This window comes from Streptomyces sp. P1-3 (assembly GCF_050613155.1).
Classification (GTDB): domain Bacteria; phylum Actinomycetota; class Actinomycetes; order Streptomycetales; family Streptomycetaceae; genus Streptomyces.
On the sequence record NZ_CP192512.1, the window covers coordinates 7,723,851 to 7,744,592 of the forward strand.

The 20,742-nt window shown below is 70.5% G+C and carries 23 protein-coding genes and 5 pseudogenes; 14 read left to right on the plus strand and 14 right to left on the minus strand.

The window, feature by feature from the left end; translation table 11 throughout:
* Nucleotides 1–97 precede the first annotated feature (97 nt).
* The 3 genes and pseudogenes from ACQUSR_RS33030 to ACQUSR_RS33040 all read left to right on the plus strand — a co-directional run bounded on the left by ACQUSR_RS33030 (nucleotide 98) and on the right by ACQUSR_RS33040 (nucleotide 1,474).
* Complete coding sequence (locus ACQUSR_RS33030) at nucleotides 98–658, plus strand: cysteine hydrolase family protein (RefSeq protein WP_431046977.1); 561 nt, start codon at nucleotides 98–100, stop codon at nucleotides 656–658.
* Nucleotides 659–1,004: 346 nt separating this feature from the next.
* Nucleotides 1,005–1,190 (plus strand): annotated as a pseudogene (locus ACQUSR_RS33035) (AraC family ligand binding domain-containing protein); the annotation flags it as partial.
* Between the two features lie 122 nt (nucleotides 1,191–1,312).
* Nucleotides 1,313–1,474, plus strand: a complete 162-nt coding sequence (locus ACQUSR_RS33040) for a helix-turn-helix domain-containing protein (RefSeq protein WP_431046979.1) — start codon at nucleotides 1,313–1,315, stop codon at nucleotides 1,472–1,474.
* Between the two features lie 105 nt (nucleotides 1,475–1,579).
* On the opposite strand, the gene ACQUSR_RS33045 is transcribed toward ACQUSR_RS33040, so the two are convergent.
* Nucleotides 1,580–1,987, minus strand: coding sequence for a hypothetical protein (locus ACQUSR_RS33045; RefSeq protein WP_431046981.1), 408 nt, complete (start codon nucleotides 1,985–1,987; stop codon nucleotides 1,580–1,582).
* Between the two features lie 189 nt (nucleotides 1,988–2,176).
* Here ACQUSR_RS33045 and ACQUSR_RS33050 point away from each other — a divergent pair, with 189 nt between their 5' ends.
* Nucleotides 2,177–3,856, plus strand: a complete 1,680-nt coding sequence (locus ACQUSR_RS33050; protein ID WP_431046983.1) for a bifunctional 3'-5' exonuclease/DNA polymerase — start codon at nucleotides 2,177–2,179, stop codon at nucleotides 3,854–3,856.
* Nucleotides 3,857–4,194: 338 nt separating this feature from the next.
* On the opposite strand, the gene ACQUSR_RS33055 is transcribed toward ACQUSR_RS33050, so the two are convergent.
* Nucleotides 4,195–4,914 carry a CTP synthase C-terminal region-related (seleno)protein gene (locus ACQUSR_RS33055; protein ID WP_431046985.1) on the minus strand — a complete coding sequence of 240 codons (720 nt, stop codon included), beginning with the start codon at nucleotides 4,912–4,914 and terminating at the stop codon, nucleotides 4,195–4,197.
* 76 nt (nucleotides 4,915–4,990) lie between these two features.
* On the opposite strand from ACQUSR_RS33055, the gene ACQUSR_RS33060 reads away from it, so the two are divergent.
* Nucleotides 4,991–5,878: a LysR family transcriptional regulator gene (locus ACQUSR_RS33060; protein ID WP_431046987.1), complete on the plus strand. Its 888-nt coding sequence runs from the start codon at nucleotides 4,991–4,993 to the stop codon at nucleotides 5,876–5,878.
* 56 nt (nucleotides 5,879–5,934) lie between these two features.
* Here ACQUSR_RS33060 and ACQUSR_RS33065 read toward each other — a convergent pair.
* Nucleotides 5,935–6,087, minus strand: a pseudogene (locus tag ACQUSR_RS33065) (Lrp/AsnC family transcriptional regulator); the annotation flags it as partial.
* A gap of 8 nt (nucleotides 6,088–6,095) precedes the next feature.
* On the opposite strand from ACQUSR_RS33065, the pseudogene ACQUSR_RS33070 reads away from it, so the two are divergent.
* From ACQUSR_RS33070 to ACQUSR_RS33085, 4 genes and pseudogenes are all read left to right on the plus strand, one after another.
* Nucleotides 6,096–6,667, plus strand: a pseudogene (locus ACQUSR_RS33070) (LysE family translocator).
* A 30-nt stretch (nucleotides 6,668–6,697) separates the two neighbouring features.
* A pseudogene (locus ACQUSR_RS33075) lies at nucleotides 6,698–7,176 on the plus strand (PaaI family thioesterase).
* Complete coding sequence (locus ACQUSR_RS33080) at nucleotides 7,173–7,709, plus strand: MBL fold metallo-hydrolase (protein ID WP_431046989.1); 537 nt, start codon at nucleotides 7,173–7,175, stop codon at nucleotides 7,707–7,709. Before ACQUSR_RS33075 ends, ACQUSR_RS33080 begins: the two are co-directional and overlap by 4 nt.
* A gap of 55 nt (nucleotides 7,710–7,764) precedes the next feature.
* On the plus strand, nucleotides 7,765–8,181 hold the full coding sequence (locus ACQUSR_RS33085) for a hypothetical protein (RefSeq protein ID WP_431046991.1): 417 nt from the start codon (nucleotides 7,765–7,767) through the stop codon (nucleotides 8,179–8,181).
* 142 nt (nucleotides 8,182–8,323) lie between these two features.
* Here the strand turns inward: ACQUSR_RS33085 and ACQUSR_RS33090 are convergent, their stop codons facing one another.
* The gene (locus ACQUSR_RS33090; RefSeq protein ID WP_431046993.1) at nucleotides 8,324–9,079 is read right to left on the minus strand and encodes a metallophosphoesterase; all 756 of its coding nucleotides are present in this window, start codon (nucleotides 9,077–9,079) and stop codon (nucleotides 8,324–8,326) included.
* The gene (locus tag ACQUSR_RS33095; protein ID WP_431046995.1) at nucleotides 9,076–9,477 is read right to left on the minus strand and encodes an NAD(P)-binding domain-containing protein; all 402 of its coding nucleotides are present in this window, start codon (nucleotides 9,475–9,477) and stop codon (nucleotides 9,076–9,078) included. The genes ACQUSR_RS33090 and ACQUSR_RS33095 overlap by 4 nt, the downstream gene beginning before the upstream one ends.
* Here ACQUSR_RS33095 and ACQUSR_RS33100 point away from each other — a divergent pair.
* Nucleotides 9,476–10,933 (plus strand): PLP-dependent aminotransferase family protein, encoded by a 1,458-nt coding sequence (locus ACQUSR_RS33100; RefSeq protein WP_431046997.1) that lies wholly within the window; start codon nucleotides 9,476–9,478, stop codon nucleotides 10,931–10,933. The genes ACQUSR_RS33095 and ACQUSR_RS33100 overlap by 2 nt on opposite strands.
* Before the next feature lie 189 nt (nucleotides 10,934–11,122).
* Here the strand turns inward: ACQUSR_RS33100 and ACQUSR_RS33105 are convergent, their stop codons facing one another.
* Nucleotides 11,123–11,986, minus strand: a complete 864-nt coding sequence (locus tag ACQUSR_RS33105; protein WP_431046999.1) for a LysR family transcriptional regulator — start codon at nucleotides 11,984–11,986, stop codon at nucleotides 11,123–11,125.
* Between the two features lie 132 nt (nucleotides 11,987–12,118).
* Here ACQUSR_RS33105 and ACQUSR_RS33110 point away from each other — a divergent pair, with 132 nt between their 5' ends.
* Together ACQUSR_RS33110 and ACQUSR_RS33115 are read left to right on the plus strand one after the other, a co-directional pair.
* Nucleotides 12,119–12,838 (plus strand): SDR family oxidoreductase, encoded by a 720-nt coding sequence (locus tag ACQUSR_RS33110; RefSeq protein WP_431047001.1) that lies wholly within the window; start codon nucleotides 12,119–12,121, stop codon nucleotides 12,836–12,838.
* A gap of 6 nt (nucleotides 12,839–12,844) precedes the next feature.
* Nucleotides 12,845–12,967 (plus strand): annotated as a pseudogene (locus ACQUSR_RS33115) (IS630 family transposase); the annotation flags it as partial.
* A gap of 31 nt (nucleotides 12,968–12,998) precedes the next feature.
* Here ACQUSR_RS33115 and ACQUSR_RS33120 read toward each other — a convergent pair.
* Nucleotides 12,999–13,472 (minus strand): OsmC family protein, encoded by a 474-nt coding sequence (locus ACQUSR_RS33120; RefSeq protein WP_431047003.1) that lies wholly within the window; start codon nucleotides 13,470–13,472, stop codon nucleotides 12,999–13,001.
* Nucleotides 13,473–13,849: 377 nt separating this feature from the next.
* Between ACQUSR_RS33120 and ACQUSR_RS33125 the strand changes: the two genes are divergently transcribed.
* A complete protein-coding gene (locus tag ACQUSR_RS33125) occupies nucleotides 13,850–14,488 on the plus strand; it encodes an HAD family hydrolase (RefSeq protein ID WP_431047005.1) in 639 nt (212 codons plus the stop codon).
* Nucleotides 14,489–14,506: 18 nt separating this feature from the next.
* Here ACQUSR_RS33125 and ACQUSR_RS33130 read toward each other — a convergent pair whose 3' ends face one another.
* The 3 genes from ACQUSR_RS33130 to ACQUSR_RS33140 all read right to left on the minus strand — a co-directional run bounded on the left by ACQUSR_RS33130 (nucleotide 14,507) and on the right by ACQUSR_RS33140 (nucleotide 15,850).
* Complete coding sequence (locus ACQUSR_RS33130) at nucleotides 14,507–14,953, minus strand: Mu transposase domain-containing protein (RefSeq protein ID WP_431047007.1); 447 nt, start codon at nucleotides 14,951–14,953, stop codon at nucleotides 14,507–14,509.
* Complete coding sequence (locus ACQUSR_RS33135) at nucleotides 14,950–15,075, minus strand: hypothetical protein (RefSeq protein ID WP_431047009.1); 126 nt, start codon at nucleotides 15,073–15,075, stop codon at nucleotides 14,950–14,952. The genes ACQUSR_RS33130 and ACQUSR_RS33135 overlap by 4 nt, the downstream gene beginning before the upstream one ends.
* Nucleotides 15,076–15,298: 223 nt before the next feature.
* The gene (locus ACQUSR_RS33140) at nucleotides 15,299–15,850 is read right to left on the minus strand and encodes a helix-turn-helix domain-containing protein (protein WP_431047011.1); all 552 of its coding nucleotides are present in this window, start codon (nucleotides 15,848–15,850) and stop codon (nucleotides 15,299–15,301) included.
* A gap of 90 nt (nucleotides 15,851–15,940) precedes the next feature.
* Here ACQUSR_RS33140 and ACQUSR_RS33145 point away from each other — a divergent pair, with 90 nt between their 5' ends.
* Complete coding sequence (locus ACQUSR_RS33145; protein WP_431047013.1) at nucleotides 15,941–16,846, plus strand: alpha/beta fold hydrolase; 906 nt, start codon at nucleotides 15,941–15,943, stop codon at nucleotides 16,844–16,846.
* 35 nt (nucleotides 16,847–16,881) lie between these two features.
* Here the strand turns inward: ACQUSR_RS33145 and ACQUSR_RS33150 are convergent, their stop codons facing one another.
* The 4 genes from ACQUSR_RS33150 to nadE all read right to left on the minus strand — a co-directional run bounded on the left by ACQUSR_RS33150 (nucleotide 16,882) and on the right by nadE (nucleotide 20,739).
* Complete coding sequence (locus ACQUSR_RS33150; protein WP_431047014.1) at nucleotides 16,882–17,502, minus strand: LysE family transporter; 621 nt, start codon at nucleotides 17,500–17,502, stop codon at nucleotides 16,882–16,884.
* A 38-nt stretch (nucleotides 17,503–17,540) separates the two neighbouring features.
* Nucleotides 17,541–18,359 carry a helix-turn-helix domain-containing protein gene (locus tag ACQUSR_RS33155; RefSeq protein WP_431047016.1) on the minus strand — a complete coding sequence of 273 codons (819 nt, stop codon included), beginning with the start codon at nucleotides 18,357–18,359 and terminating at the stop codon, nucleotides 17,541–17,543.
* A 102-nt stretch (nucleotides 18,360–18,461) separates the two neighbouring features.
* Nucleotides 18,462–19,640: a Cmx/CmrA family chloramphenicol efflux MFS transporter gene (locus ACQUSR_RS33160; RefSeq protein WP_431047018.1), complete on the minus strand. Its 1,179-nt coding sequence runs from the start codon at nucleotides 19,638–19,640 to the stop codon at nucleotides 18,462–18,464.
* A 268-nt stretch (nucleotides 19,641–19,908) separates the two neighbouring features.
* Nucleotides 19,909–20,739: an ammonia-dependent NAD(+) synthetase gene (gene nadE, locus ACQUSR_RS33165; protein WP_431047020.1), complete on the minus strand. Its 831-nt coding sequence runs from the start codon at nucleotides 20,737–20,739 to the stop codon at nucleotides 19,909–19,911.
* Between the last annotated feature and the right edge of the window lie 3 nt (nucleotides 20,740–20,742).

The following is a 20,742-nucleotide window of genomic DNA, read 5'->3' on the forward strand; positions in this document are numbered from 1 at the left end:
GACGGGCGCACCACCACCGTGCCCGAGGCCGCGTAGGATTCGAACATCAGAACTCGGCCTGTTTCAACGCCGAACTGACTTCGTTCCTGGAGACGACATGAGCAGCGCTCTTCTGGTGATGGACGTCCAACGGGCCATCGTGGACATCGCCGACGACGGCTCCGGATACCTGCCACGGCTGCGCAGGGCGATCGACGGGGCCCGGGTGGCGAACATCCCCGTGATCTACGTGGTCATCGCGCTACGTCCCGGCTTCCCGGAAGTCGGCACGCGCAACAGGGCTCTCACTGCCATCGCACGGGCTGGCCTCTACGTCGAGGGCGCCCCAGGCACCGAGATCCACCCCGAGGTCGCGCCCCGGCCGGGCGACGTGGTGGTCACCAAGAGACGGGCGAGCGCGTTCTCGGGCAGTGATCTCGACGTGGTGTTGAGGGCACGCGGTATCGACAGCCTCGTGCTCACCGGCATCGCCACCAGCGCTGTGGTGCTGTCCACCCTGTGCCAGGCGCACGACCTGGATTTCGGCCTCACCGTCCTCTCCGACGCCTGTCTGGACACCGACCCGGAGGTGCACCGGGTCCTCATCGAGCGACTGTTCCCGCAGTGGGCGGAGGTTGTCACCGTCGACGACTGGGTCAAGGCGATCGCACCTCAATAGCGGCAGACCAGGTGGACGACGACATGGGTGGTCGGCTCCGGCGGGCCTGCCTGTCCGCGCGGGGTGGCCGGCCGGGACGTCGTCGGGATGCGCGCGCACCGGTCGGCCACCCCGCACGGTTCGCCGCTGGGTGGAGGTGGCGGTCGGGACCTCAGTCAGGCAGCCCCCAGAAAGATCCGTGCAGGCCGACCTCAGCGAAGTAGGCGGTGGCCGAGGCGGGGTCGCGGCGGGTGCAGCCCGGTTCCAGGCGTCCGGTCTACCAGTCGCGGGCGAGGCGCCACAGGGTGCCCAGATCCATGACGTAGCCGCGACTCCTGGCCCGTCCGCTGCAGCGGACGGACTGGTCATGGCGTTCAATCCGGACGAGCCCCACGACGGACAGTCAGCCGTCCACCATGGGTACCGCTACCGGATGCTGCACCTCGGCGAGGAGCTGCTGCGGGAGGTTCTCGCCGACGCGGCTCCCGGCAGTACCGGGCTGCCCCTCTTCGACACCCCGGTGGTGGACAACCCGGCCCTGGCCCGAGCCGTGGGCGGTCTCCACACCGCGGTCGTCGAGAACGCACCCCGATTGGTCGTCGAGGAACACCTCACCGCCGCCGTGCTGGCCCTGCGTACGGCCTCGCACCCAGTGACTACCAACGCGATCTGCGGTTGCGCCGAGCCCGCGCGCTCCTGGCCGAGGGCGCGGCACCATCGACGGCGGCCGCCGAGGCCGGATTCGCGGACCAGGCCCATCTCACCCGATGGTTCACCCGCACCTATGACGTCACCCCGGCTGCCTACCGCACCACGCTACATAGAGAGAGTGAGTGATAGCAGAGCGCAGTGTAAGGGCGTCGGCCGTCCCCATCGCGGGCGCGCAGCTCCCTCACGCCGAGCTCTCCGAACCCCTCGGCTGCGAGGACTTCGCAGAAGCGCTTAGCCGAGCAGGCCCAGGACTGGTGCCAGCCCGTCGGGGCGCCGATCGACCGGTAGGTGGTCGACGAAGTGCACCGCGCAGCCCAGGGCCTCCGCGCCGCCGTCCGCGACGCGGTCGTCGCCGACCATCAGCACCTCGGAGGGTGCCAGCCCTTCCCGAGCCAACGCGGTGTAGGCCGCGCGGTGCCGATCGGTGCTCAGGTCCCGCTCACGCCAGAGAGTCTCGAGGTGCCTGGGCACGTGCAGGGGCGCCGGGCCGCCCGGGAGTGCCCCGTACCGCGTCAGCCGCTGAACCCGATCGGTGAACTCGCCACCGGACAGCGGAGTGGCGCCGGCCGCCGTCAGGACCGCGCCGAGCCACTCCTTGGTCGACTCGATGCGCAGCAGTGTGCCGGAGAAGTCGAACATCACCGGCCGCGATCCGGCCCCGCACCGATGACACTGCTTGTGCTCGTCGAGCACGCAAGGCCGGTTCTGCCACTGGCCCGTGAGCACCGGGACGGCGACAGGCCGGGCACCGCCGCCTGGAACAGCCCGGGGATCGGGGTGTTTGCACTGGTCAGGGCGATTGTCAGACCCGGGTGCAAGACTCGGCGTATGAGGTGGGCGGTGGTTGAGACGGGCGACGGGGGTGCTCGTCTCTGCCCGCTCATCGAGGAGGGACGGCCCGCGGGGCCGGTGTTGCGGGAGCGCTCGCTCGCCGAGGCCGTGCGCTCGCGCCCGGAGGTCGAGCGGTGGGTGTGGCGGTCCACGGCGGAGAGCTACCGGCGGCTGCTGGCAGCGGGGGTGCGGGTCGAGCGGTGCTACGACGTGGAGGCCGCGGAGGCGCTGCTGATCGGACATGAGGAGGGTCAGTCCGGGCAGCCGCGTTCGCTGGCCGCCGCCTGGGCGCGGCTGCACCATCTGCCCGTCCCGCCGGACGCTCCGGTGCGTAACGCCGAGACCCAGCCGTCCCTCTTCGAGCCGGGCCCGGTACCGCTGCCGCCGGGGACGGACGAGCTGGCCGCGCTGACCGAGGTCTATTCCCACCAGGTGGCGCGTACGGAGAAGACCGAGCACCCGGAGCGGATGCGGCTGCTGCTCGCGTCGGAGTCCGCAGGCATGCTCGTCGCCATGGAAATGGGCCGGGCCGGGGTGCCGTGGCGGGCGGATGTGCATCGCAGGCTACTCGACGGTCTGCTGGGGGAACGGTATCCGGGCGGGCTGGAGACCCGGCGGCTGGCGGAGCTGGCGGACGAGGTGTCCCGGGCCTTCGGGCCGGGCGTGCGCGTGCGCCCCGATCTGCCGCAGGACATCATCAGGGCCTTCGCCGGCGCCGGGATCCCGCTCACCTCGACCCGCAAGTGGGAGCTGCAGCAGATCGACCACCCCGCGGTGGCACCCTTGCTGGAGTACAAGAAGCTCTACCGTCTGCACACCGCCCATGGGTGGTCCTGGCTCCAGCAGTGGGTGCACGACGGCCGTTTCCACCCGGAGTATCTGCCCGGAGGCACGGTCTCCGGGCGCTGGACCACCAACGGGGGCGGCGCGCTGCAGATCCCCAAGGTGATCCGGCAGGCGGTGCGGGCCGACCCGGGGTGGCGCCTGGTGGTCGCCGACGCGGACCAGATGGAGCCGCGCGTGCTGGCCGCCATCTCCCGCGACCGCGGCCTGATGGAGGTGGCCGGCAGCGGCGAGGATCTGTACGCAGGACTTGCGGCCCGCGCGTTCGGCGGCGACCGCGAACAGGCCAAGCTCGCTCTGCTGGGGGCCGTTTACGGGCAGACGTCCGGTGACGCCCTCAAGCACATGGCCGACCTGCGCCGCCGCTATCCGGCCGCGGTGGCGTATGTGGACGAGGCGGCCCGCGCGGGCGAGGAGGGCCGGCTGGTACGCACGTGGATGGGCCGCACCTGCCCGCCCGCGTCCGTCGCACCGCCCGACGAGGCGGGCCTGCCGCAGGAGGAGCAACCGCGGGGGTACGCCGGAAGCTCGGCGGCGGCGCGCGCCCGCGGCCGGTTCACCCGGAACTTCGTCGTCCAGGGCAGCGCCGCCGACTGGGCGTTGCTGGTGCTGGCCGCACTGCGCCGCGCCCTGTGGGACGCCGGGCTCCGTGCCGAACTGGTCTTCTTCCAGCATGACGAGGTGATCGTGCACTGCCCGGCCCAGGAGGCGGCGGCGGTGTCCGAGGCGATCGCGACGGCGGCCGCGGCGGCGGGCCGGATCGCGTTCGGGGAGACGCCGGTGCGGTTTCCGTTCACCACGGCGGTGGTGGAGTGCTACGCGGAGGCGAAGTGAGAGGGCGAGTGAGAGGGCGGGGGGCCTGCGAGGGTGTCGGCGCCACCCGCGAACGGGTTCGGTGGTCGCACCGGCCAGGAGCGGCCGCTCCTCGTCCAGGGCCTCATCACGGTGGTGGCGACCGGGCCGCCCGGCACACCGATGTGACTCAGCGCTTCAGTTGGCGGATGAGCGCCGTAGCCGGCGGGACTGAGCGTCGTGGTTGACGGGTGCGCCGGGTGTGCCGGCCGGCAGCCTGGGGAACCCCGCGTCGCGGGTACCGGCCAGCGGGCTGGTGCCGTGAGCGTCGGGGACCGTGCAGAGGCGCAGGTAGGCGCTCAACAGACGCTTGAGGCCGGTCATGCGGTCGCCTTCGCCCGGGCGACGGCGGCCGCCGCGAGGCCGCGGATGAGAGGGTGCGGTCGGGTCCCGTCGCCGGCGAGTTCCGGCTGGAAGAGGGTGGCGAGGAAGAACGGGTGCTCCGGCAGCTCGGCGATCCGCACCTCGCCGTCGGTATCGGTGCCGGTGAACCGCAGCCCGTGGGCGCGCAGCAGCTCCACGTGGCGGGAGCTGGCGCCGAAGTTGCAGTGGTAGCGCTCGATGGATCGCTCGGCTCCGATGAGCACTTCGGCGCGGGAGCCTGCGGTCAGCTCGATCGTGCCCTCGTGACCGACCAGGGAGCACGCAAGCGGCACCACCACGGCGTCGGCCGCCGACGTGTCGGGCGCGTTCTCCGCATGACCGGCCGTTGCCAGCCCGGCCACGTTGCGGGCGTATTCGAGCAGGACATGCTGGAAGCCGGCGCAGGTGCCGAGCAGGGGGATGCGGTCCTCGCGGGCGGTGCGGATGGCCGCGAGCGCGCCGACCTCGCTGCGGTAAGGGCTGCCGGGCACCACCCAGATCGCATCGAACCCGGTCAGGGCCGTGTGGTCTGCAACGTCCTGAGTGGGGATCCAGTACGCGTCCAGATCCAGGCCGTCACGCTCGCGCAGCGCGTCGAGCAGGCCCGGGATGCGGGTGTGGGAACGGACGTGGGGCGAGCGGTCGCCGACCAGGGCGACGCGGGCGGTGTGTGTCATGCGGCCATCCTGAGCCGCCCACCTGCATCACGTCCAACGATGATTCCTGCATCCGGCATCAGCAATACTGATACTCATGGATCCGCAGCAGCTGCGTACTTTCGTCGCCGTGGTCGACCACCGCTCCTTCTCCGCCGCCGCCCGGGCCCTCGGCTACACCCAGTCCGCGGTCTCGCAGCACATCGCGAGCCTTGAGACCGATCTGGAGGCGCCGCTGCTCACCCGCCGCCCGGTAGCGCCGACCGAGCCGGGCGAGCGGCTGCTGGAGCACGCCCGGCCGCTGCTGCTGCGCCTGGATGCGGCGCGGGCCGACATCGCACGCCTGCGGCAGGTGCGCCCGGGGCGGCTCGCGGTGGCCTGCGCACCGGGCGCACTGACGCCCACCATCGCGCTCGCGCTGGTACGGGCCCGTACCGCGGCCCCGCAGCTCGCGGCCTCGGTGCGGGTGTGCGGCCGCACCGAGGCGGTCCAGGCCGTGCTGACCGGCGCGGCGGACCTGGCGCTGATCGACGGCGCGGTGGCCCCCAGCGATCCGCTGCCGCTGCCCGACGCCGGTCCCCTGACCGCCCTTCCCGTCAGCGAGGAACCTCTCGCGGTACTACTGCCCGCCACCCACCCGCTCGTCGGCCGTCCGGGGCTGCGGCTGGCCGACCTCGCCGCTGCCCGCTGGATCGACGCACCCGACGCCGCCGTGCCCCTGGCCCAGCTGCGGGCCGCCGCCCAGTCCGACGGCTTCGGCCACCAACTCACCTACACCGGAACCGACATCCGCGGGCTGTCCGCCCTGGTGGCCGCCGGAGCCGGCCTCACCACTGCCGCCCTGCCCACAGCCGGAGACCTCCCCGGCATCGCGGCCGTACCGATCACCGAGCCCCGCATCGTGTATCGCACCGAGCTCCTTCACCCCCGCACACCCACCACCCCGGCCGCCGAACTCGTCGACGCCTTGCGGCCCGCGCAGTGACCGCGGCGGAGCCGGCGCGCACCGTGTCCGACCCACCCCATCCATGAACCCGCCCCATCCAGGCCGACGGCGGCCGGGTCGACGACCGCGCGGTAGCCGCGGATCGCTTCCTGCCGCTCCAGATCACGCAAGCGACGGTGGCAGGGGGAGACGCTCAGCTTCACGCGGGCGGCGAGCTCGGTCACCGTAAGACGGCCGTCCAACTGCAGCTCGGTAGCTGGTGTTCACCCCCGGCGCGGACTGGGCCTACGCGATCGCCGCGGGGCTGCGGGGCCGGTCGGTCGTCCCCGCGGTCGCCGGGCTGATAGCCGGATACGCGGGATACACGCTGCTCGCCGTGGCCGGGCTGGTGGTGATCGTGGCGAGCTCGGCGACCCTGCTCATCACGCAGACCGTCGCCGGGGCCACCTACCTGATGTGGCTCGGCTGGGGAGTGCTGACACGGCCGGCTGCCCTGGCCGCGCCAACGGAGACCACGGCCTCCTCACGTCGGCAGATCATGCTCAAGGGAGCCGGGATCAGCGGCCTGAACCCCAAGGCGCTGCTGCTGTACTTCTCGTTGTTCCCCCAGTTCATCGACCCCGCGGGCGGCTGGCCCGTCGCCGCGCAGACCGGATTCTCGGCATGCTCCACATGGCCGCCTGCGCCGTCGTCTATCTCGCCGTCGGCGTCCTGGCCCGCACCGTGCTGAAGACCCGGCCCTCGGCCGCCCAGGCGGTCACCCGCGCCTCCGGTGCCATGATGATCGTCATCGGCGGGTTCCTCCTGGTGGAACGCCTGGCCGTCTGACGAACCCGCCTCACCCGTCCACACACCGCGATGTCCGTCGAAGGAGAGCACGTGGAAGCCCAGACGCAGCAGGAACAGGCGAGCCCCGAGGCGCAAAAGCGCATCCGGGCCAGCTTCGACCGCCAGGGGCTGATGAGCCACCTCGGTGCGCGCATATCCCACATCGCGCCCGGCCGCGTGCACATCGTGCTCCCCAGCAGGCCCGAAGTCACCCAGCAGCATGGCTACTTCCACGCCGGCGCCACCAGCGCCATCGCCGACAGCGCCGGCGGCTACGCGGCCTTTTCACGCTGTTCCCCGAGAACACCGAGGTACTCACCGTCGAGTACAAGATCAACCTCCTCGCGCCAGCTGTCGGCGACCACATCGAGGCGATCGGAACCGTACTGAAGTCCGGGCGCACGCTGACCGTGTGCCAGCTGGAAGTGTTCGGCGTCCAGGACGCCAGGCGGTCGCTCGTCGCCAACGGTCAGCAGACACTGATCCGCGTGAACAGGCCCGAGAGTTGAGTCGGCAGCCGCTGCCGCAGCCGCTGCCGCTGCCGCAGGCCCGGCCGCTGCCGTCCTGGGTGACCTGGCAGCACAGGCCGTTCCCCGACGCCAACCTGCTTCTGCTGCACGGGCGGCAACCGGCCCTGGTCGACAGCGGGTTCGTCGGCCACGCCGAACAGACGGCCTCCTGGGCACGCGCACACGCCGGGCACATCAACCTGGTCGTGAACACCCACTGGCACTCCGACCACGTCGGCGGCAACGCCCTCCTGCAGGCGAGCGGTGCGGGCATCGCGGCCGGGGCCCCGGAAGCCGAGGCCATCGCCCGCAGGGACCCGGGCTGTTGCGCGGCCGAGTACCTCGACCAGCCCGTCGCCCCGTACACGGTCGACATGCCGCTCGACGACGGACAGATCCTCCGCCTCGGGGACACCGACTGGCAGGTCATCCGCACCCCCGGCCACACGCCCGGGCACCTGGCGCTGTGGCAGCCGAAGAACGCATGCTGGTGGTCGGGGACGCGCTGTCGGACTACGACGTGGGCTGGGTGAACCTCGCCTCGACGGCCCCAGCGCGGCCGCCACCGCCCTCGCCTCCCTGAAGCGGATGGCCGACCTCGCCCCACGTGTGCTGCTTCCCTCGCACGGCCCCATCCCGACGGACCCCGGTGCGGCGTTCGCCACCGCACTGCGCCGCGCCCAGCGCCTCGTCGACGATCCGGCCGGAGCCGTCTGGTACGGCGCGCGGCGGATCTTCGCGTTCGCCCTGATGATCCGCGACGGGATACCGGCCGTCGAGGTCGAGCCGTACCTGCACGCGCGGGCGTGGCTGGCGGACGCGGCACGGCTGTTGGGCAGGGTGCCCGAGGGGCTCGCCGCCGAGCTGGTCGACGCGATGCTCCGCAGCGGCGCCGTCGTCCTTCGCGACGGGCGGCTGCACGCCGCCGCCGCGCACACGCCGGTCGCTGCGCGGTCGCTGCGGGCGCCGTACCCCCGCGCGTGGCCGGCGCCGCCGCCCCGCTAGAAGGCGTGCTCCGGTCCCGGCAAGGTTCCTGCCGCCGCGCCCGAGCACGCCCAGCGATCACTCGCTGTGGTCGCTGGGGCAGGCGTGGACCACACCTGCTCCACCGGGGACCGTGGCAGCCCGGTACCCCGCAGACACGTGATCAGTCGTTGACCCACCGGTAATGAGTGGTCAGCCGTCCCTCGTCGTCCAGGATGTGGAAGGCGAGCGCGGGCGGCTGGTCGAGGTGGACGTAGTCCTCGGGGTGGGCGTGATGCTCCCAGGGGAGCCGGAGGGTGGAGACCACTCCCGGTGCCACCAGCAGCGGCCGTCCGGCGAAGGTGGTGGCTGCCGGAGTGTGGGCGTGCCCGCACAGGAAGGCCGCGAGGTTTGGGTGGCGCTCCGCAAGCGCGGCGAGTCGATCCGCTCCGAACTGGCGGATGCCGTCGATGAACGGTACGTGCAACTGGGCCGGCGGGTGGTGGAAGCCGACCAGCACGGGCACCTCGTCCGGGGCCTGGGCCAGGACGTCCTCGAGCCACATCAGGGTCTCGTACTCGAGGAAGCCCTCGTCCTTGCCCGGCAGCGAGGAGTCGCACAGCGCGATGACGCAGGCGGCGGTGTGGTGCACCTGGTTGATCGGTGCTGCCGATGGCGGCTGCCCCAGCAGGAACTGCCGGAACGCTGCGCGCTCGTCGTGGTTGCCCGGGCAGACCACAACCGGGTGCCGGGAGGTCAGTAGCCGACGGGCCTGCTCGTATTCGGCGGGCAAGGCGTGGTCGGCGATGTCACCGGTGACCAGGACCGCGTCCAGTTCGTAGGGGAGGTCTTCAAGGTAGTCCATGACAACCCGGGTGCGCTCGGAACTGCGCTGCCCGCCGTCGATGTGGGTGTCGCTGAGGTGAGCGATCACGATCATCGCTGAGGTCCTTTCGTCGTGGTGTGCGGGATGTGGCCAAGGACGGCCGAGTAGTCCTGGCCGGGGCGCCCCGCGCGCTTGGCGTCGACGAGCCAGTCCCGGGCCGCAGCGGTCAGGCCGAGGCCGAGCCCGCCGTCACTTGCCGCGTCGGCGACGGGTTTCGCGTCCGCCGCACTCGCCCCGACCGCAGCGCCCGCCTCCTGCAACGCCGCTCCCCGCCGTGGCGAGCGATTCCAGACGGTGACCTCGCAGCCTTCGCCCAGCAACCGACGGGCGATCGGCGCGCCCATCGTGCCGGTCCCGATCACAGCAACCCGTTTCACGCTCCTGCCCCTTCGTTCAGGCTTTCGACCTCGAACGTAGAGGGTCACCGGACCAGGAATAAGATCCAGTTCCATGTCGAATTCTTGGTCCAGTTCCCGGCTCGACCTGCACATCTCCCTCGACGCCGTAGGCGGGCGGCGCTCCGGCCTGGAGTCCGCGCTCCGGGCGGCGATTCGTCAGGGACGCCTGCCGGCAGGGACGCTCCTGCCGTCCACACGCGGGCTGGCCCAGGAACTCGGACTCTCGCGGGGGACCGTCAGCGCCGCCTATGGCCAACTGGTCGAGGAGGGTTACCTGATCACGCGCCCGGGATCGGGCACCACCGTGGCCGAGGCACCGCAACGCGCCCAGGCCCCCGCGCGCCCCGCACCCGCGCCGACGACTCCGCGCCACGACCTTCGCCCCGGACTCCCCGACGTCAGCGCCTTCCCCACCCGAGCCTGGCTCGCCTCCACCCGCCGCGTGCTCACACGCGCCCGCCCCGAGGTCTTCGGCGCCGGCGACCCGCAGGGCCGGATCGAACTGCGCAGTGCCCTCGCCGACTACCTGGGCCGTACCCGCGGCGTGATCACAACCCCGGACCGCATCGTGATCACCTCCGGCTACTACCAGGGCCTTGGCCTGCTCAGCGGCGTACTGGCCGCGAGCGGCACCCGCACCGCGGCCGTGGAGGACCCGGGCCACAACCTCTTTCGCGAAGTCGTCCAGCGCGCCGGGCTCACCACCCTCGCTCTGCCCGTCGACGCCCACGGCGCCCGCGCGGAGGTGCTGACACAGCACACGGGAGCGGTGTTCCTCACCCCCTCGCACCAGTACCCGACCGGTGTCCCGCTACATCCGAGCCGCCGCCAGACGCTGTGCGTCTGGGCGCGCTCCACAGGAGGACTCATCGTCGAGGACGACTACGACGGCGAGTACCGCTACGACCGCCAACCCGTCGGTGCCCTCCAGGGCATCGCACCCGACCACGTCGTCTACTGCGGTACCGCGTCCAAGACTCTCAGTCCCGCCCTCCGCCTGGCTTGGATGGTCCTGCCACCCCACCTGGTGCAACCGGTGATGCGGGCCAAACAGCAAGCCGACCTGTACACCGAGACCCTGGGCCAGCTCGTCCTCGCCGACCTGATCACCACTCACGCCTACGACCGCCACATCCGCGCCGCCCGCCTGCGCTATCGCCGCCGCCGCGAACTCCTCCTTGGCCGGATAGCCCCCATCCCCGGGCTTACCGCCCACGGAGTCCCCGCCGGCCTGCACACCCTCATCACCCTCTCTTCCGACGGCCCCACCGAAGACCAACTCCTGGCCAGGTGCGCCCACAACGGCCTCGCCTTGCGTGGAATTGCTGAACTCCACCATGACCCCGCCGACCGTCCGCAGGGCCTGTTGATCGGCTTCGCTGCCCCGTCCGAACGCGCCTACCCAGCTGCCCTCGACGCCTTGTTCACAGCCCTGGCCTCCGACGGTCGAGGAGGGGCTCCAACCGGCGTAAGCACCGCCACCCGTCCGACTCGCCCTCAACCTCGTTAGGGCTTGTTCGTCTAGGGCGTGTCTTGAGTTGTGATCAACGGGCCTGGAGGAGGCTGCTGATCCAGATGGGCGCTGCGCGGAGGTGGAGTCCGGCGAGGTCGCTCTCGGGTGTTTTGTCGTAGGGGGTGGCGATGCCTCGCCGGTCATTCGGTGTCCGCGTCCGTGGACGCCGGACGATCCGCCGCGCGTTCACCGAGGCGCGGGGCTGATGGCATCGGCCCGGCAGGCTCCACATACCTGTGTGGGGCCGCCTTCTGTACGCACCAGGGCAGCGGCGGCGGCGACGAAGGCGCGGATCCGGGCGTTGTCCGCCGCTGTCCGCCAGACCGCACCGAACTCGGCGGGTGGCGCGTCCGGATAGGGGATAAAGGCGATCGTCGGGCGCGTCTGGTACACCGCTGTCTGGCTCGGGACGGGATGGACGCCATGGCCGGCGCCGACCCGGGCCAGCGTCTCCTGGAGCGAGCCGGCCGGCAGCACGCTCTCGCCGGCGAGGTCGCCTTCGCCGACCGCGTCGCGGCGGGCCAGCCGGTGGCGGGCGGGAACGGCGAGCATCACGGCGTCGGATATCAGCACCGGCCCGGCCGCCAAGTCCGGTTCGCTGACGGGGAATCGGACGATGGCCAGATCGACTTCGCCGGACCGGAGGGGCCTGTACGGATCGCCTTCGGGGACCTCATGGAGTCGCACCTCGCACTCGGGGTTGCCGGCGCGCAGGGCGGCCTGGACAGAGAGCGCCAAGTCGCCCTGGAGCGCCCCGGAGAAGCCCACGTGCAGCGGTCCGGCAACACCCCGGCCGGCCTCGGTCGCACGCGCGATGCCTTCCTGGATACGTAGGAACGCCGGGCCGATGTCGTCCCGGAGGCGACGGCCTACCGGGGTGAGGGCGACCCGCCGGCTGGTCCGCTCGAACAGCGCGGTGCCGAACCGGCGCTCCAGCTTCTTGATGGTCTGGCTGACCCGGGCCTGCGAGACGAGCAGCCGCTCGGCGGTGCGCGCGAAGTGCAGTTCCTCGGCGAGCGTCAGGAAGATCTCGATCTCACGGCTTTCCATAACCCTCAGGTTATCGATCGTTGCGGGGTTCGGCATTGTTCGGAAGGCGCCGCACGAGCAGGGTTGATGACGTCACCTCCGCAGGTCCCGCCCTGAGGCGGTATCCAGAAGTCATGAGGAATGGAGCACTCCATGGCACAGCCGCTCATCGTCATCACCGGCGCCGGTTCGGGCATCGGCGCGGCTATCGCACGCGCCTTCGCCGACCGAGGGCACCCACTCCTGCTGCTCGGCCGTCGCCTCGACCGGCTCACCGGCCTGGGCCTGCCCCGCGCGCTGGCGCGGGCGGTCGACGTCACCGACCGATCCGCGGTGGCCGCCGCGGTCGCCGAGGCCGAGGCCGCCTTCGGTCCCGCCGACGCGATCGTGAACAACGCCGGGACGATGCTGCTCGGCGAGGTCGCCGCCCAACCAGCGCAGCAGTGGGACCAGATGGTGGACGTGAACGTGCGCGGCCTGCTCAACGGTATCGCCGCGGTGCTGCCCGGCATGGTCGACCGCGGAACCGGCACGGTGATCAACATCGGCTCGGTGGCAGGTCTCAAGAGCTACCCGAAGCACACCGTCTACAGCGGCACCAAAGCAGCTGTGCACGCGATCTCGGAGAGCCTGCGCGAGGAGGTCGCCGCGCACGGAGTGCGGGTGGTGACCATCGCCCCGGGCGCAGTCCGTACGGACCTGCTGTCGCACACCACCGACGAGGTCGCCAAGGCCGATTACCAGGCGTTCAAGGATGCGGTGGAACTGCCGACGGCCGATGAGATCGCGGAGGCGGTCCGTTGGGTCTACGAGCAACCGCAGCGGATCACCGTCCGCGAACTGGTACTGGCCGCGACCGGACAGGCCGCGTGAACCGATCCCGACCACCTGATGCGCGTCCTGCGCAGCGGACTTCGCCGCATTCAGTACCGCAGCGACCTCATCGACGGATGCCTCGCCGCGACCGGACTCCACAACCCGACAGGCAGATCGGTGTGCTGACACGACGCCTGAAAGCTCAGTAGCTCGCCCCTTACTGGACACGGATCAGTGGTTCATGGCGGATGGGGAAGTTCACTGAGCGAGCGATGAAGCACACCGAGTGCACTTCGTCGTGCAGTGCGCGAGCCTTGTCCGTCATCGAGGCATCGGCGACGGTCACCTCGGGACGAAGCATGACCTCGGTTATCTGGCCCCCGCCGCCGCTCGCGTCCATGGTCATGACCCCGTGAGCCCGGTCTTCGTAGTCGACAACGGTCACTCCGCCAACAGCGCACAGGTGGAGGTACCAGAGCATGTGGCACTGAGCGACGGAGGCCACAAGCAGTTCCTCGGGGTTCCAGCGGGCCGGGTCGCCGCGAAAGGCCGGATCGGAAGAGGCAGCGATGGGAGTCTTCCCAGTCGCCAAGACTTCATGGGCGCGACTGAAGGAGCGGTAACTATCCGTTCCTGAGCCGAGGTTGCCGGTCCATTCAATCGCTACGTCATAGGTGTGTGTCTCAGTCATGCGGCCAGGATAAGGAGGGGCGACCCAACTCAGCTGACGACATCACGATTACAACTTCAGTAGTCCGCCGACCTGCTCGGCGAACGTCCTGCGGGAACAGCTCCGGCGGTCACGAAATACCGGCGCACCCGGAGCCGGACAACCACCCGGGGCGACCCCAACGGGCGTTCATTCAGGATGTGTTGGTAAGAGATGCGTGCGCGGCTCGCCCGCTTCCGGCAGCCCGGGAGTCGGGAGGCTGCTTTCGACAGAGCTGTCACAAGCTTCGAAGCTCGCTTGACCTGGCCCCAGACCGCAGGACAACAGTGTCCTCATAGATCACATGAGCGGGCGGTGTTGGTGCTCGTCGTTCAGGCAGCACGAAGAGGGGGGCTCGCGTGACCGGGACCTGCGTCATTCTGGATATCGGCGGCGTGCTGGAGATCACGCCGGAAACGGGATGGGTCCAACGGTGGGAAGAGCGGTTGGAGCTGCCGCTTGGCACTGTGAATGAGCGGATGCGCGACGTTTGGCGTGCCGGGAGCCTCGGGAGCATCAGCGAACGAGAGGTGCACGAGCAGGTGGCGGCCCGCTTGCGTCTCGACCCGCCCCAGGTTGAAGCCTTCATGGCTGATCTGTGGGCGGAGTACCTGGGAACGCCGAATGAGGAACTCATCGCCTACGTGCGAGGGCTGCGGGGAAGCTGCAAGCTGGGCATCCTCAGCAACAGCTTCGTTGGCGCCCGGGAGCGGGAGACGGCGCAGTACCACTTCGACGAACTGGTGGACCGGATCGTCTACTCGCACGAGATCGGTATCGGCAAGCCTGACCCGCGGGCCTTCGAGGCCGCTTGCGCCAGCTTGGAGGTGTGCCCGGAGAGCTGTCTCTTCGTCGACGATGTCGCGGTCAACGTTGAGGCCGCTCAGGCGGCAGGCATGCAGGGGCATCTGTTCGAAGACAACGTCCAGACCGTCACGCGCATCGCAGCTCATCTGGATGGTGGGCTCTTGGTTCCAGGGCATACCTCGCTCGGATGACGCTGGCCTGGCCGGCTTTCAGCGGTTGCCGGCCAGGCGTTGGAGCGGTTGATCAGTCCGCTTCCGCGTGCTCGCGGGGGATGCGCCGACCCAGCGGCAGCACCTCGAGCGGGCCTGCTCCAGCGCGGTGGCGCCGGGGAAGGCGCCCGGCTTGCGGAACACCTCCACGTAGTGGTCAAGCTCCAGGCGGCAGCCGCCCTTGGCGATCGGCCGCTCGTGCCGGGCGACTTTCACGTTCTGGTTGTAAACCACCAGGTGAGAGGCGTCGCAGGCCCCTCGGCCCCGTTCGCCGATCAGCCGGACCGGCACCTGGTACCGGTTGGTGCGGACCGCGATCTGGCTGTGGCGATCGCCCCGCAGAGGTGGACATCCGGCCGGTCTCGAACGGCTCCACCGGGCCTTGGCCAGGCGGGTCAAGTCCCTTGCGGGAATGTCGCCCGGCAGGTTTGAGATCCAGTACTTCACCGGCTCCGCCTCGCCTCGGGCCACTGGGCGATCAGCCAGGCCAGGGGCATCGTGCCGTCGGCGGCGGGCTTGGGCCGCCGCCCGGCGAGCCGGACGCGCAAGAGCACGAAGTGCGAGCTCATCGCTGCTTTGGAACCCTTGCGTCAGGTGACGGTCCGGCCCGGGTGGCGGCCTGCACCCATCACGTGCTTGCGCAAGGAGACCGGGCGGGTGCGGTAGCGGGGCAGCGGGCGGGCGCGAGCCCGTCGTAGGCGGGCTGATGCGGAAGCGCGGGCGTCTTCCTCGGTACCGTCACCGCCGCCGCACTCCTTCATCTGGGTCCGCTCGTGACCGAAGAAGCAGACCCTAGTTCTCGCCGCTGACTGCGGCTGGTTCCTCGGCGGGGAACAGAATGGGGCTGATCAGGTAGCGGGTGCGTTCGGGAGAGGGGTCGTTGGCGATCCGGCGCACCAGCACGTCGCGCATTTCGCCGATCAGCGAGCTGAGTTCGTCTCGGCTGAGCCACATCGCGTGCTGGCGGTAGCCCACCAAGTCGGCACCCGGGGCGGCACCAGGCCGGTCGAGGTAGGCATTGAACTCGGCCAGCAGGGTTGCCATCGCCACGGCGAACACCCGCCGGTGGTCCTCAATCGAAACAGAGGCGGCGGTGTCGGCGTCGATCATCGCCCGCTCACGCGGCAGCCGGTAGCGGCGCTCAACGGCGCCGCGCACCCGTTGCTCGCCTTCGATCTCCAGCAAGCCACCGTCGGCCAGGAGCCCCACATGCCGGTAGACGGTGGCCTTCGAAACGTCGGGCAGCAGCGAGCTCAACTGCGAGGTGGTCAGCGTCCGGCCACCGGACATGGCGTGCACAATGCGCAGCCGCACGGGATGCAGGAGCAAGTCGACCTTATCCATGGGTGCACGATCTCATGAGTGATACCGTTCTCAAAGTTGCGAATAAGGCTGGGGCAGCCCCCGTCACACCGGCACCGCATAGGAGCAGCCATGACTTACACGCCGCCACCTCCCCTGGGGCGACTGCACGACATCGGTGGCGGTCGCCGCCTGATGCTGCACCGCTCCGGCGCCGAAGGCCCGACCGTCGTATTCCTGGCAGGGGTGGGGTTGATGAGCCTGGACTACCTCAACATCCACAACCGCGTCGCGGAGCTGACCACGAGCGTCCTTTACGACCGTGGAGGCAATGGCTGGAGCTACGCTGCTGCGCTGCCCCGCACCGCAGCCGAAGTCACCGACGAACTGCGCGAACTGCTTCACGCCGCCGGCGTTCCCGGCCCTTACCTGTTGATCGGCCACTCCCTGGGCGGGGCCTACGCGCGCCACTACGCCAGGCGTTTCCCCGACGAGGTGGCCGGCCTGCTCCTGCTCGACCCCTTCCACGAGGACATGGCGGCCCGCGTTCCCCGGCAGGCGCGGGAGAAGCTGGACGAGATGCTGGACCAGATGGGGAGCCAAGAGTTGACCGAGCCCACGCCGGAGCAGATTGAGCAGTCCCGCGCCCAGCTGGTCCAGCACTTCGCCGCCTGGCCGGAGCCGGTGCGCGAGCCCCTGGTGGAGCGTCACCTCGCCACCTGGCGGGCCGCCTCGCGCGAGAACCAGAACCTCTACGACAAGGTCGCAGCCGAGTTCCGGCTCGCGCCGGCCACCCCTGACGTGCCGCTGATCGTGCTGACGGCCATGGGACACGACGTCACCCAGGCCCACCTGTGGCCCGCGGAGCTGCTGCGCGAGATCAACGAGGGCAAGCGTGCCCTGCACGCCGAGGTGGCCGCAGAGTCCCCCCGCGGCGAGCAGCGGATTCTCGACGACGCAGGGCACGGGTGGCTGCACGAGGAGCGCGCGGACGCGGTGATCCAGGCAGTCAACGATCTCTTCTCAATGGTGGGTTGATGACAGCACCACCTGCCATCCCAGCACGCCGCCCGTCACATGAGCCGGTACAGCTGGAGAATCGCGAAGGCCAGGAGCGAGACACCGCAGCATGCCTCGAGTACGCGTACGGCCAGAGGCGGCAGTGCCCTGCGTAGCACGACGATGAGCCCCGCCGAGATCACGCACCACAGCACGGAGGAGGCCATGAACCCGGCGAAGAAGGCGCCCAGCTCCGCCGCGCCGGCCGGGCCCAGGACGGCGCCCACCCCGCCGGCCGCCCCCGACCAGTAAACGACGTTCCATGGGTTCGCCAGCGACATGCCCGCCCCCACGGCCATGGCCTGGCGGTCCTGTTTGACGTACGGCCCCGTCACCGGATCGGGCCCCTTGTGCGCGAGCGCGTCGCGCAGGCCCGCCATCCCCAACCAGGCCAGCAGCACACACCCGGCCACCGTGAGCGGCACGCGCAAGGCCGGCACCGCGAACAGCGCCCCCACTCCCGCCAGGCCGAGCACCGCCCAAACGGCATCGCCCACCAGCGAGCCGACCTGGACCGCGAACGCCGGGCCGAACCCGCCCCGGATCCCGCGCCGCAGAGACTCGCTGAACACCGCACCCGGCGCCGCGTTGAACACCAAGCCCAACCACAGGGCCACCATGAAGATCTCGAACATGAAAGCCACTGTGCGTGGGGTCGGGCCGTGCGGTCTTGTCAGATGTTGATCTGGGACAGCCGACGGAACCGGCCCGGTGTGATGGCGTAGGCCGCGGCGAAGTGGCGGTGGAAATGCGCCTGATCGGCGAAGCCCAGCACGTGCGCGACCTCGGCGACGGGCTCGCCCTCGCGCAGCCGGCGCCGCGCCTGGGCCAGCCGGGCCGACAGGTGCCAGGCGTACGGTGGGGTGCCGGTGGCCCGGGTGAACGTCCGGATCAGGTGTTCCCGGGACATCCCGGCCTCGTCGGCCAGCTCGGCCAGCCGGGGCGCGCCGGACAGGTCGGCACGGAGCCGGTCCAGCACCGCGGCGATCCGGGAATCAGCGGGCTCTGGAGCATGCGCGCGGCGCCGCCCTGCGGCCTGGTCGAGGAGCCGCGACAGCACGAGCGTCAGGCGCTCCTGGATCAAAGCGACGGATTCGGTCGGCGGAAGGTGTCCGTCCGGTGCGAGCTCGCGGAATGCTCTGGCCGCATCGAGGAACTCGCCGCGCAGGTACGGAGAGCGGACGACGGGCCGTTCGAAGTCGACCGGGGCCTCGCCGGTCAGCGATTCCACCACCGTTGGCGGGACGTACCAGCTCACGGCCGCGAAGGACGCGTCGGGCGGGACCTGGGTGGTGCACGACTGGACCTGGCCGGGGTTGTAGACGGTGACCTCGTCCAGGCCCACGTCGAACGAGGTGCGATCCAGCCGGACCCGCTCCACGCCGCAGAGGTTGACGCTGATCACGTACTCGTCGTGGCTGTGCCGCGGGAACCCGCCCGACGAGGGACGCACCACCGCCAGCTGACCTCCGCCCCACTCCGTGACCTGCATGGGGAGAGGCTACGGCAGGCCGCCAGCGTGGCCGGATGAGGGCAGGGGAGTGCGGGTAGAGCCGTCGTCGTCCCTCGATGTTCAAGGCGGCGTTCGCCTGCGTCATCGGAGCACCTCATCGCTCCGACCAGCCGCGATCACACCGCGGAGGGGGAGCGCGACGAGCAGCGCGGTCGCGACGAGAGTTCCGCTGACCCAGAGCGGCCCAAGGTCCCCGGCTGCCGTGCTGCGGCTGGCCGCGGCGATGAGTGGCCCGACGGCGGCGCCGACGTTGAGTGCCGCGGTCGCGTACGAACCGGCCATGGTGGGGGCTCCTGCCGCCTCGTAGAGGACCCGCGTGATCAGCGTGCTGCCCAGTGCGAACGACAGCGCGCCTTGCACGAACACGAGGATCAGCAGGGCGACCGGCTCTTCGGCCAGCACCGCCAGGGCCGGCCAGCCGATGAGCAGCAGTGGGCCGCCCGCTGCGATGACCACGCCGGGGCGCTGGTCGGACAACCGTCCGGCGCTGGTGACACCGGCAAAGGAACCGGCACCGAAGAGCACCAGGACGACGGAGATCCACAGCTCGCCCAGCCCGGCGGTGTCGGTCACGACGGGAGCGAGGAAAGTGAAGCTTGCGAAGGTTGCTGCGTTCACCAGCGCACCGAGCACCATGACAAGGATCAATCGCGGACTCCTGAGCTGCGCGAGCTCCGATCGCAAGGCTGGCCCGTCGGTCTCGTCCTCCTGCGCAGGGCGCGCTGGGATTCCTTTGAGGATGCCGATGGCTGCGGGCAGACAGAGAGCAGCGACGGCCCAGAAGGTGGCCCGCCAGCCGAGCAACGTGCCGAGTACCGATCCCCCTGGAACTCCGGCGATCGTGGCCACCGTCGTGCCTGACAGCAGCACAGCGAGCGCACGTCCCTTCTTGTGGGGAGGGACCAGCGCGCTGGCAGTCGTCACCGCTACGGCGAGGAACCCCGCGTTCGCGAGCGCTGCGACCGCCCGGGTCGCAACCAGGACCGGGAAGCTTGAGGTGGCGGCGCCCACGACATGGGCCGCCAAGAACACGAGGATGAACCCGAGGAGGCTGGACCGGCCAGGCCAGTCGCGGGCAAGTCCTGCCATGAGCGGGGCGCCGGCGATCATCCCGATCGCGAAAGCCGAGGTGAGCAAGCCTGCTGTCCCGACCGTCACGTCGAGGTCTGAGGCGATGTCCGGCAAGAGGCCGGCGAGCATGAATTCCGAGGTGCCCATGGCGAAGACCGCCATGGCGAGCAAGTACAGCGGGAGAGGCATCGAGTGGCTCCGAGGTGATGAGAAGCACGAGAAGAGACGTCTCGTCACCGCGGTCAGCACCCAAGGGCGCACTCGTCCGGCCGCAGAACGCGGCGGGACGACAGAATTACGAACTCAGTGGTTCAGGGGGCTGACGGCGTGACCGAAAGCCCCCACCGTGGATGCCTCAGGGCTCGACATGGGCCGCACGTTACCCGACCCATGCCCGTCGTGGCACACCAGTTTCACGCGCGTCTGCTTGTGTCACCAACGTCGTGCCTCGCAACACCTAGGGGGCGACGGGAAGTTGGCGTTTGTGGTCGGTGAGGCGGTAGCGGCCGACGATCGTCTCAAAGGCTCGCTCGTCCACCGGCTTGCCCTCCAGGAAGTCGTCGATGTCGTCGTAGGTGACCCCGAGCGCGTCCTCGTCGGCCTTGCCGGGGTCGAGGGTTTCCAGGTCGGCTGTCGGGGTCTTCCACACCAGCTCGGCCGGCGCGCCCAGCGCGTCCGCGACGGCGCGCACGCGGCGCTTGGTCAGGCCGGTCAGCGGGACCAGGTCGGCGGCGCCGTCGCCGAACTTGGTGAAGAAGCCGGAGACCGCCTCGGCGGCGTGGTCGGTACCGACCACGAGGCCGTCGTGCGCGCCGGCCACCGCGTACTGGGCGATCATGCGCTGCCGGGCCTTGATGTTGCCGTGTACGAAGTCCTGGTGGTGGGCGTCACGGAAGCTCACGCCGGCGGCCAGTGAGGCCTCGAGCGCGGCGTCGCTGGCGGGCTTGATGTCCACGGTCAGCACGTGGTCGGCCCGGATGAAGGAGAGCGCGAGCTGGGCGTCGTGCTCGTCGGCCTGGATCCCGTAGGGCAGCCGCATCGCGTAGAACCGCGCCTCGTGTCCGGCGGCCCGGGCCCGCTCGACGGCGAGCTGGCACAGCCGGCCGGTGGTGGTGGAGTCGACGCCGCCGCTGATGCCGAGTACGAAAGAGCGCAGACCGGTGGACGTCAGCCGCTCGGCGAGGAAGGCCACCCGGCGTTCGATCTCCCGCTCGGCCTCGAAGGTCTCGGTGACCTGGAGTTCCCTGGCGATCTCCTGCTGCAGGCCGATGGACGCCGGCTCGCTCACGTC

Bases quoted from the DNA above. Each gene is read 5' to 3' on its own strand.
- ACQUSR_RS33030 (WP_431046977.1), top strand. From the start codon at position 98: ATGAGCAGCGCTCTTCTGGTGATGGACGTCCAACGGGCCATCGTGGAC.
- ACQUSR_RS33045 (WP_431046981.1), bottom strand. From the start codon at position 1,987: ATGTTCGACTTCTCCGGCACACTGCTGCGCATCGAGTCGACCAAGGAG.
- ACQUSR_RS33050 (WP_431046983.1), top strand. From the start codon at position 2,177: ATGAGGTGGGCGGTGGTTGAGACGGGCGACGGGGGTGCTCGTCTCTGC.
- ACQUSR_RS33055 (WP_431046985.1), bottom strand. From the start codon at position 4,914: ATGACACACACCGCCCGCGTCGCCCTGGTCGGCGACCGCTCGCCCCAC.
- ACQUSR_RS33060 (WP_431046987.1), top strand. From the start codon at position 4,991: ATGGATCCGCAGCAGCTGCGTACTTTCGTCGCCGTGGTCGACCACCGC.
- ACQUSR_RS33085 (WP_431046991.1), top strand. From the start codon at position 7,765: ATGGCCGACCTCGCCCCACGTGTGCTGCTTCCCTCGCACGGCCCCATC.
- ACQUSR_RS33090 (WP_431046993.1), bottom strand. From the start codon at position 9,079: ATGATCGTGATCGCTCACCTCAGCGACACCCACATCGACGGCGGGCAG.
- ACQUSR_RS33100 (WP_431046997.1), top strand. From the start codon at position 9,476: ATGTCGAATTCTTGGTCCAGTTCCCGGCTCGACCTGCACATCTCCCTC.
- ACQUSR_RS33095 (WP_431046995.1), bottom strand. From the start codon at position 9,477: ATGGAACTGGATCTTATTCCTGGTCCGGTGACCCTCTACGTTCGAGGT.
- ACQUSR_RS33105 (WP_431046999.1), bottom strand. From the start codon at position 11,986: ATGGAAAGCCGTGAGATCGAGATCTTCCTGACGCTCGCCGAGGAACTG.
- ACQUSR_RS33110 (WP_431047001.1), top strand. From the start codon at position 12,119: ATGGCACAGCCGCTCATCGTCATCACCGGCGCCGGTTCGGGCATCGGC.
- ACQUSR_RS33120 (WP_431047003.1), bottom strand. From the start codon at position 13,472: ATGACTGAGACACACACCTATGACGTAGCGATTGAATGGACCGGCAAC.
- ACQUSR_RS33135 (WP_431047009.1), bottom strand. From the start codon at position 15,075: ATGAGCTCGCACTTCGTGCTCTTGCGCGTCCGGCTCGCCGGGCGGCGG.
- ACQUSR_RS33140 (WP_431047011.1), bottom strand. From the start codon at position 15,850: ATGGATAAGGTCGACTTGCTCCTGCATCCCGTGCGGCTGCGCATTGTG.
- ACQUSR_RS33145 (WP_431047013.1), top strand. From the start codon at position 15,941: ATGACTTACACGCCGCCACCTCCCCTGGGGCGACTGCACGACATCGGT.
- ACQUSR_RS33150 (WP_431047014.1), bottom strand. From the start codon at position 17,502: ATGTTCGAGATCTTCATGGTGGCCCTGTGGTTGGGCTTGGTGTTCAAC.
- ACQUSR_RS33155 (WP_431047016.1), bottom strand. From the start codon at position 18,359: ATGCAGGTCACGGAGTGGGGCGGAGGTCAGCTGGCGGTGGTGCGTCCC.
- ACQUSR_RS33160 (WP_431047018.1), bottom strand. From the start codon at position 19,640: ATGCCTCTCCCGCTGTACTTGCTCGCCATGGCGGTCTTCGCCATGGGC.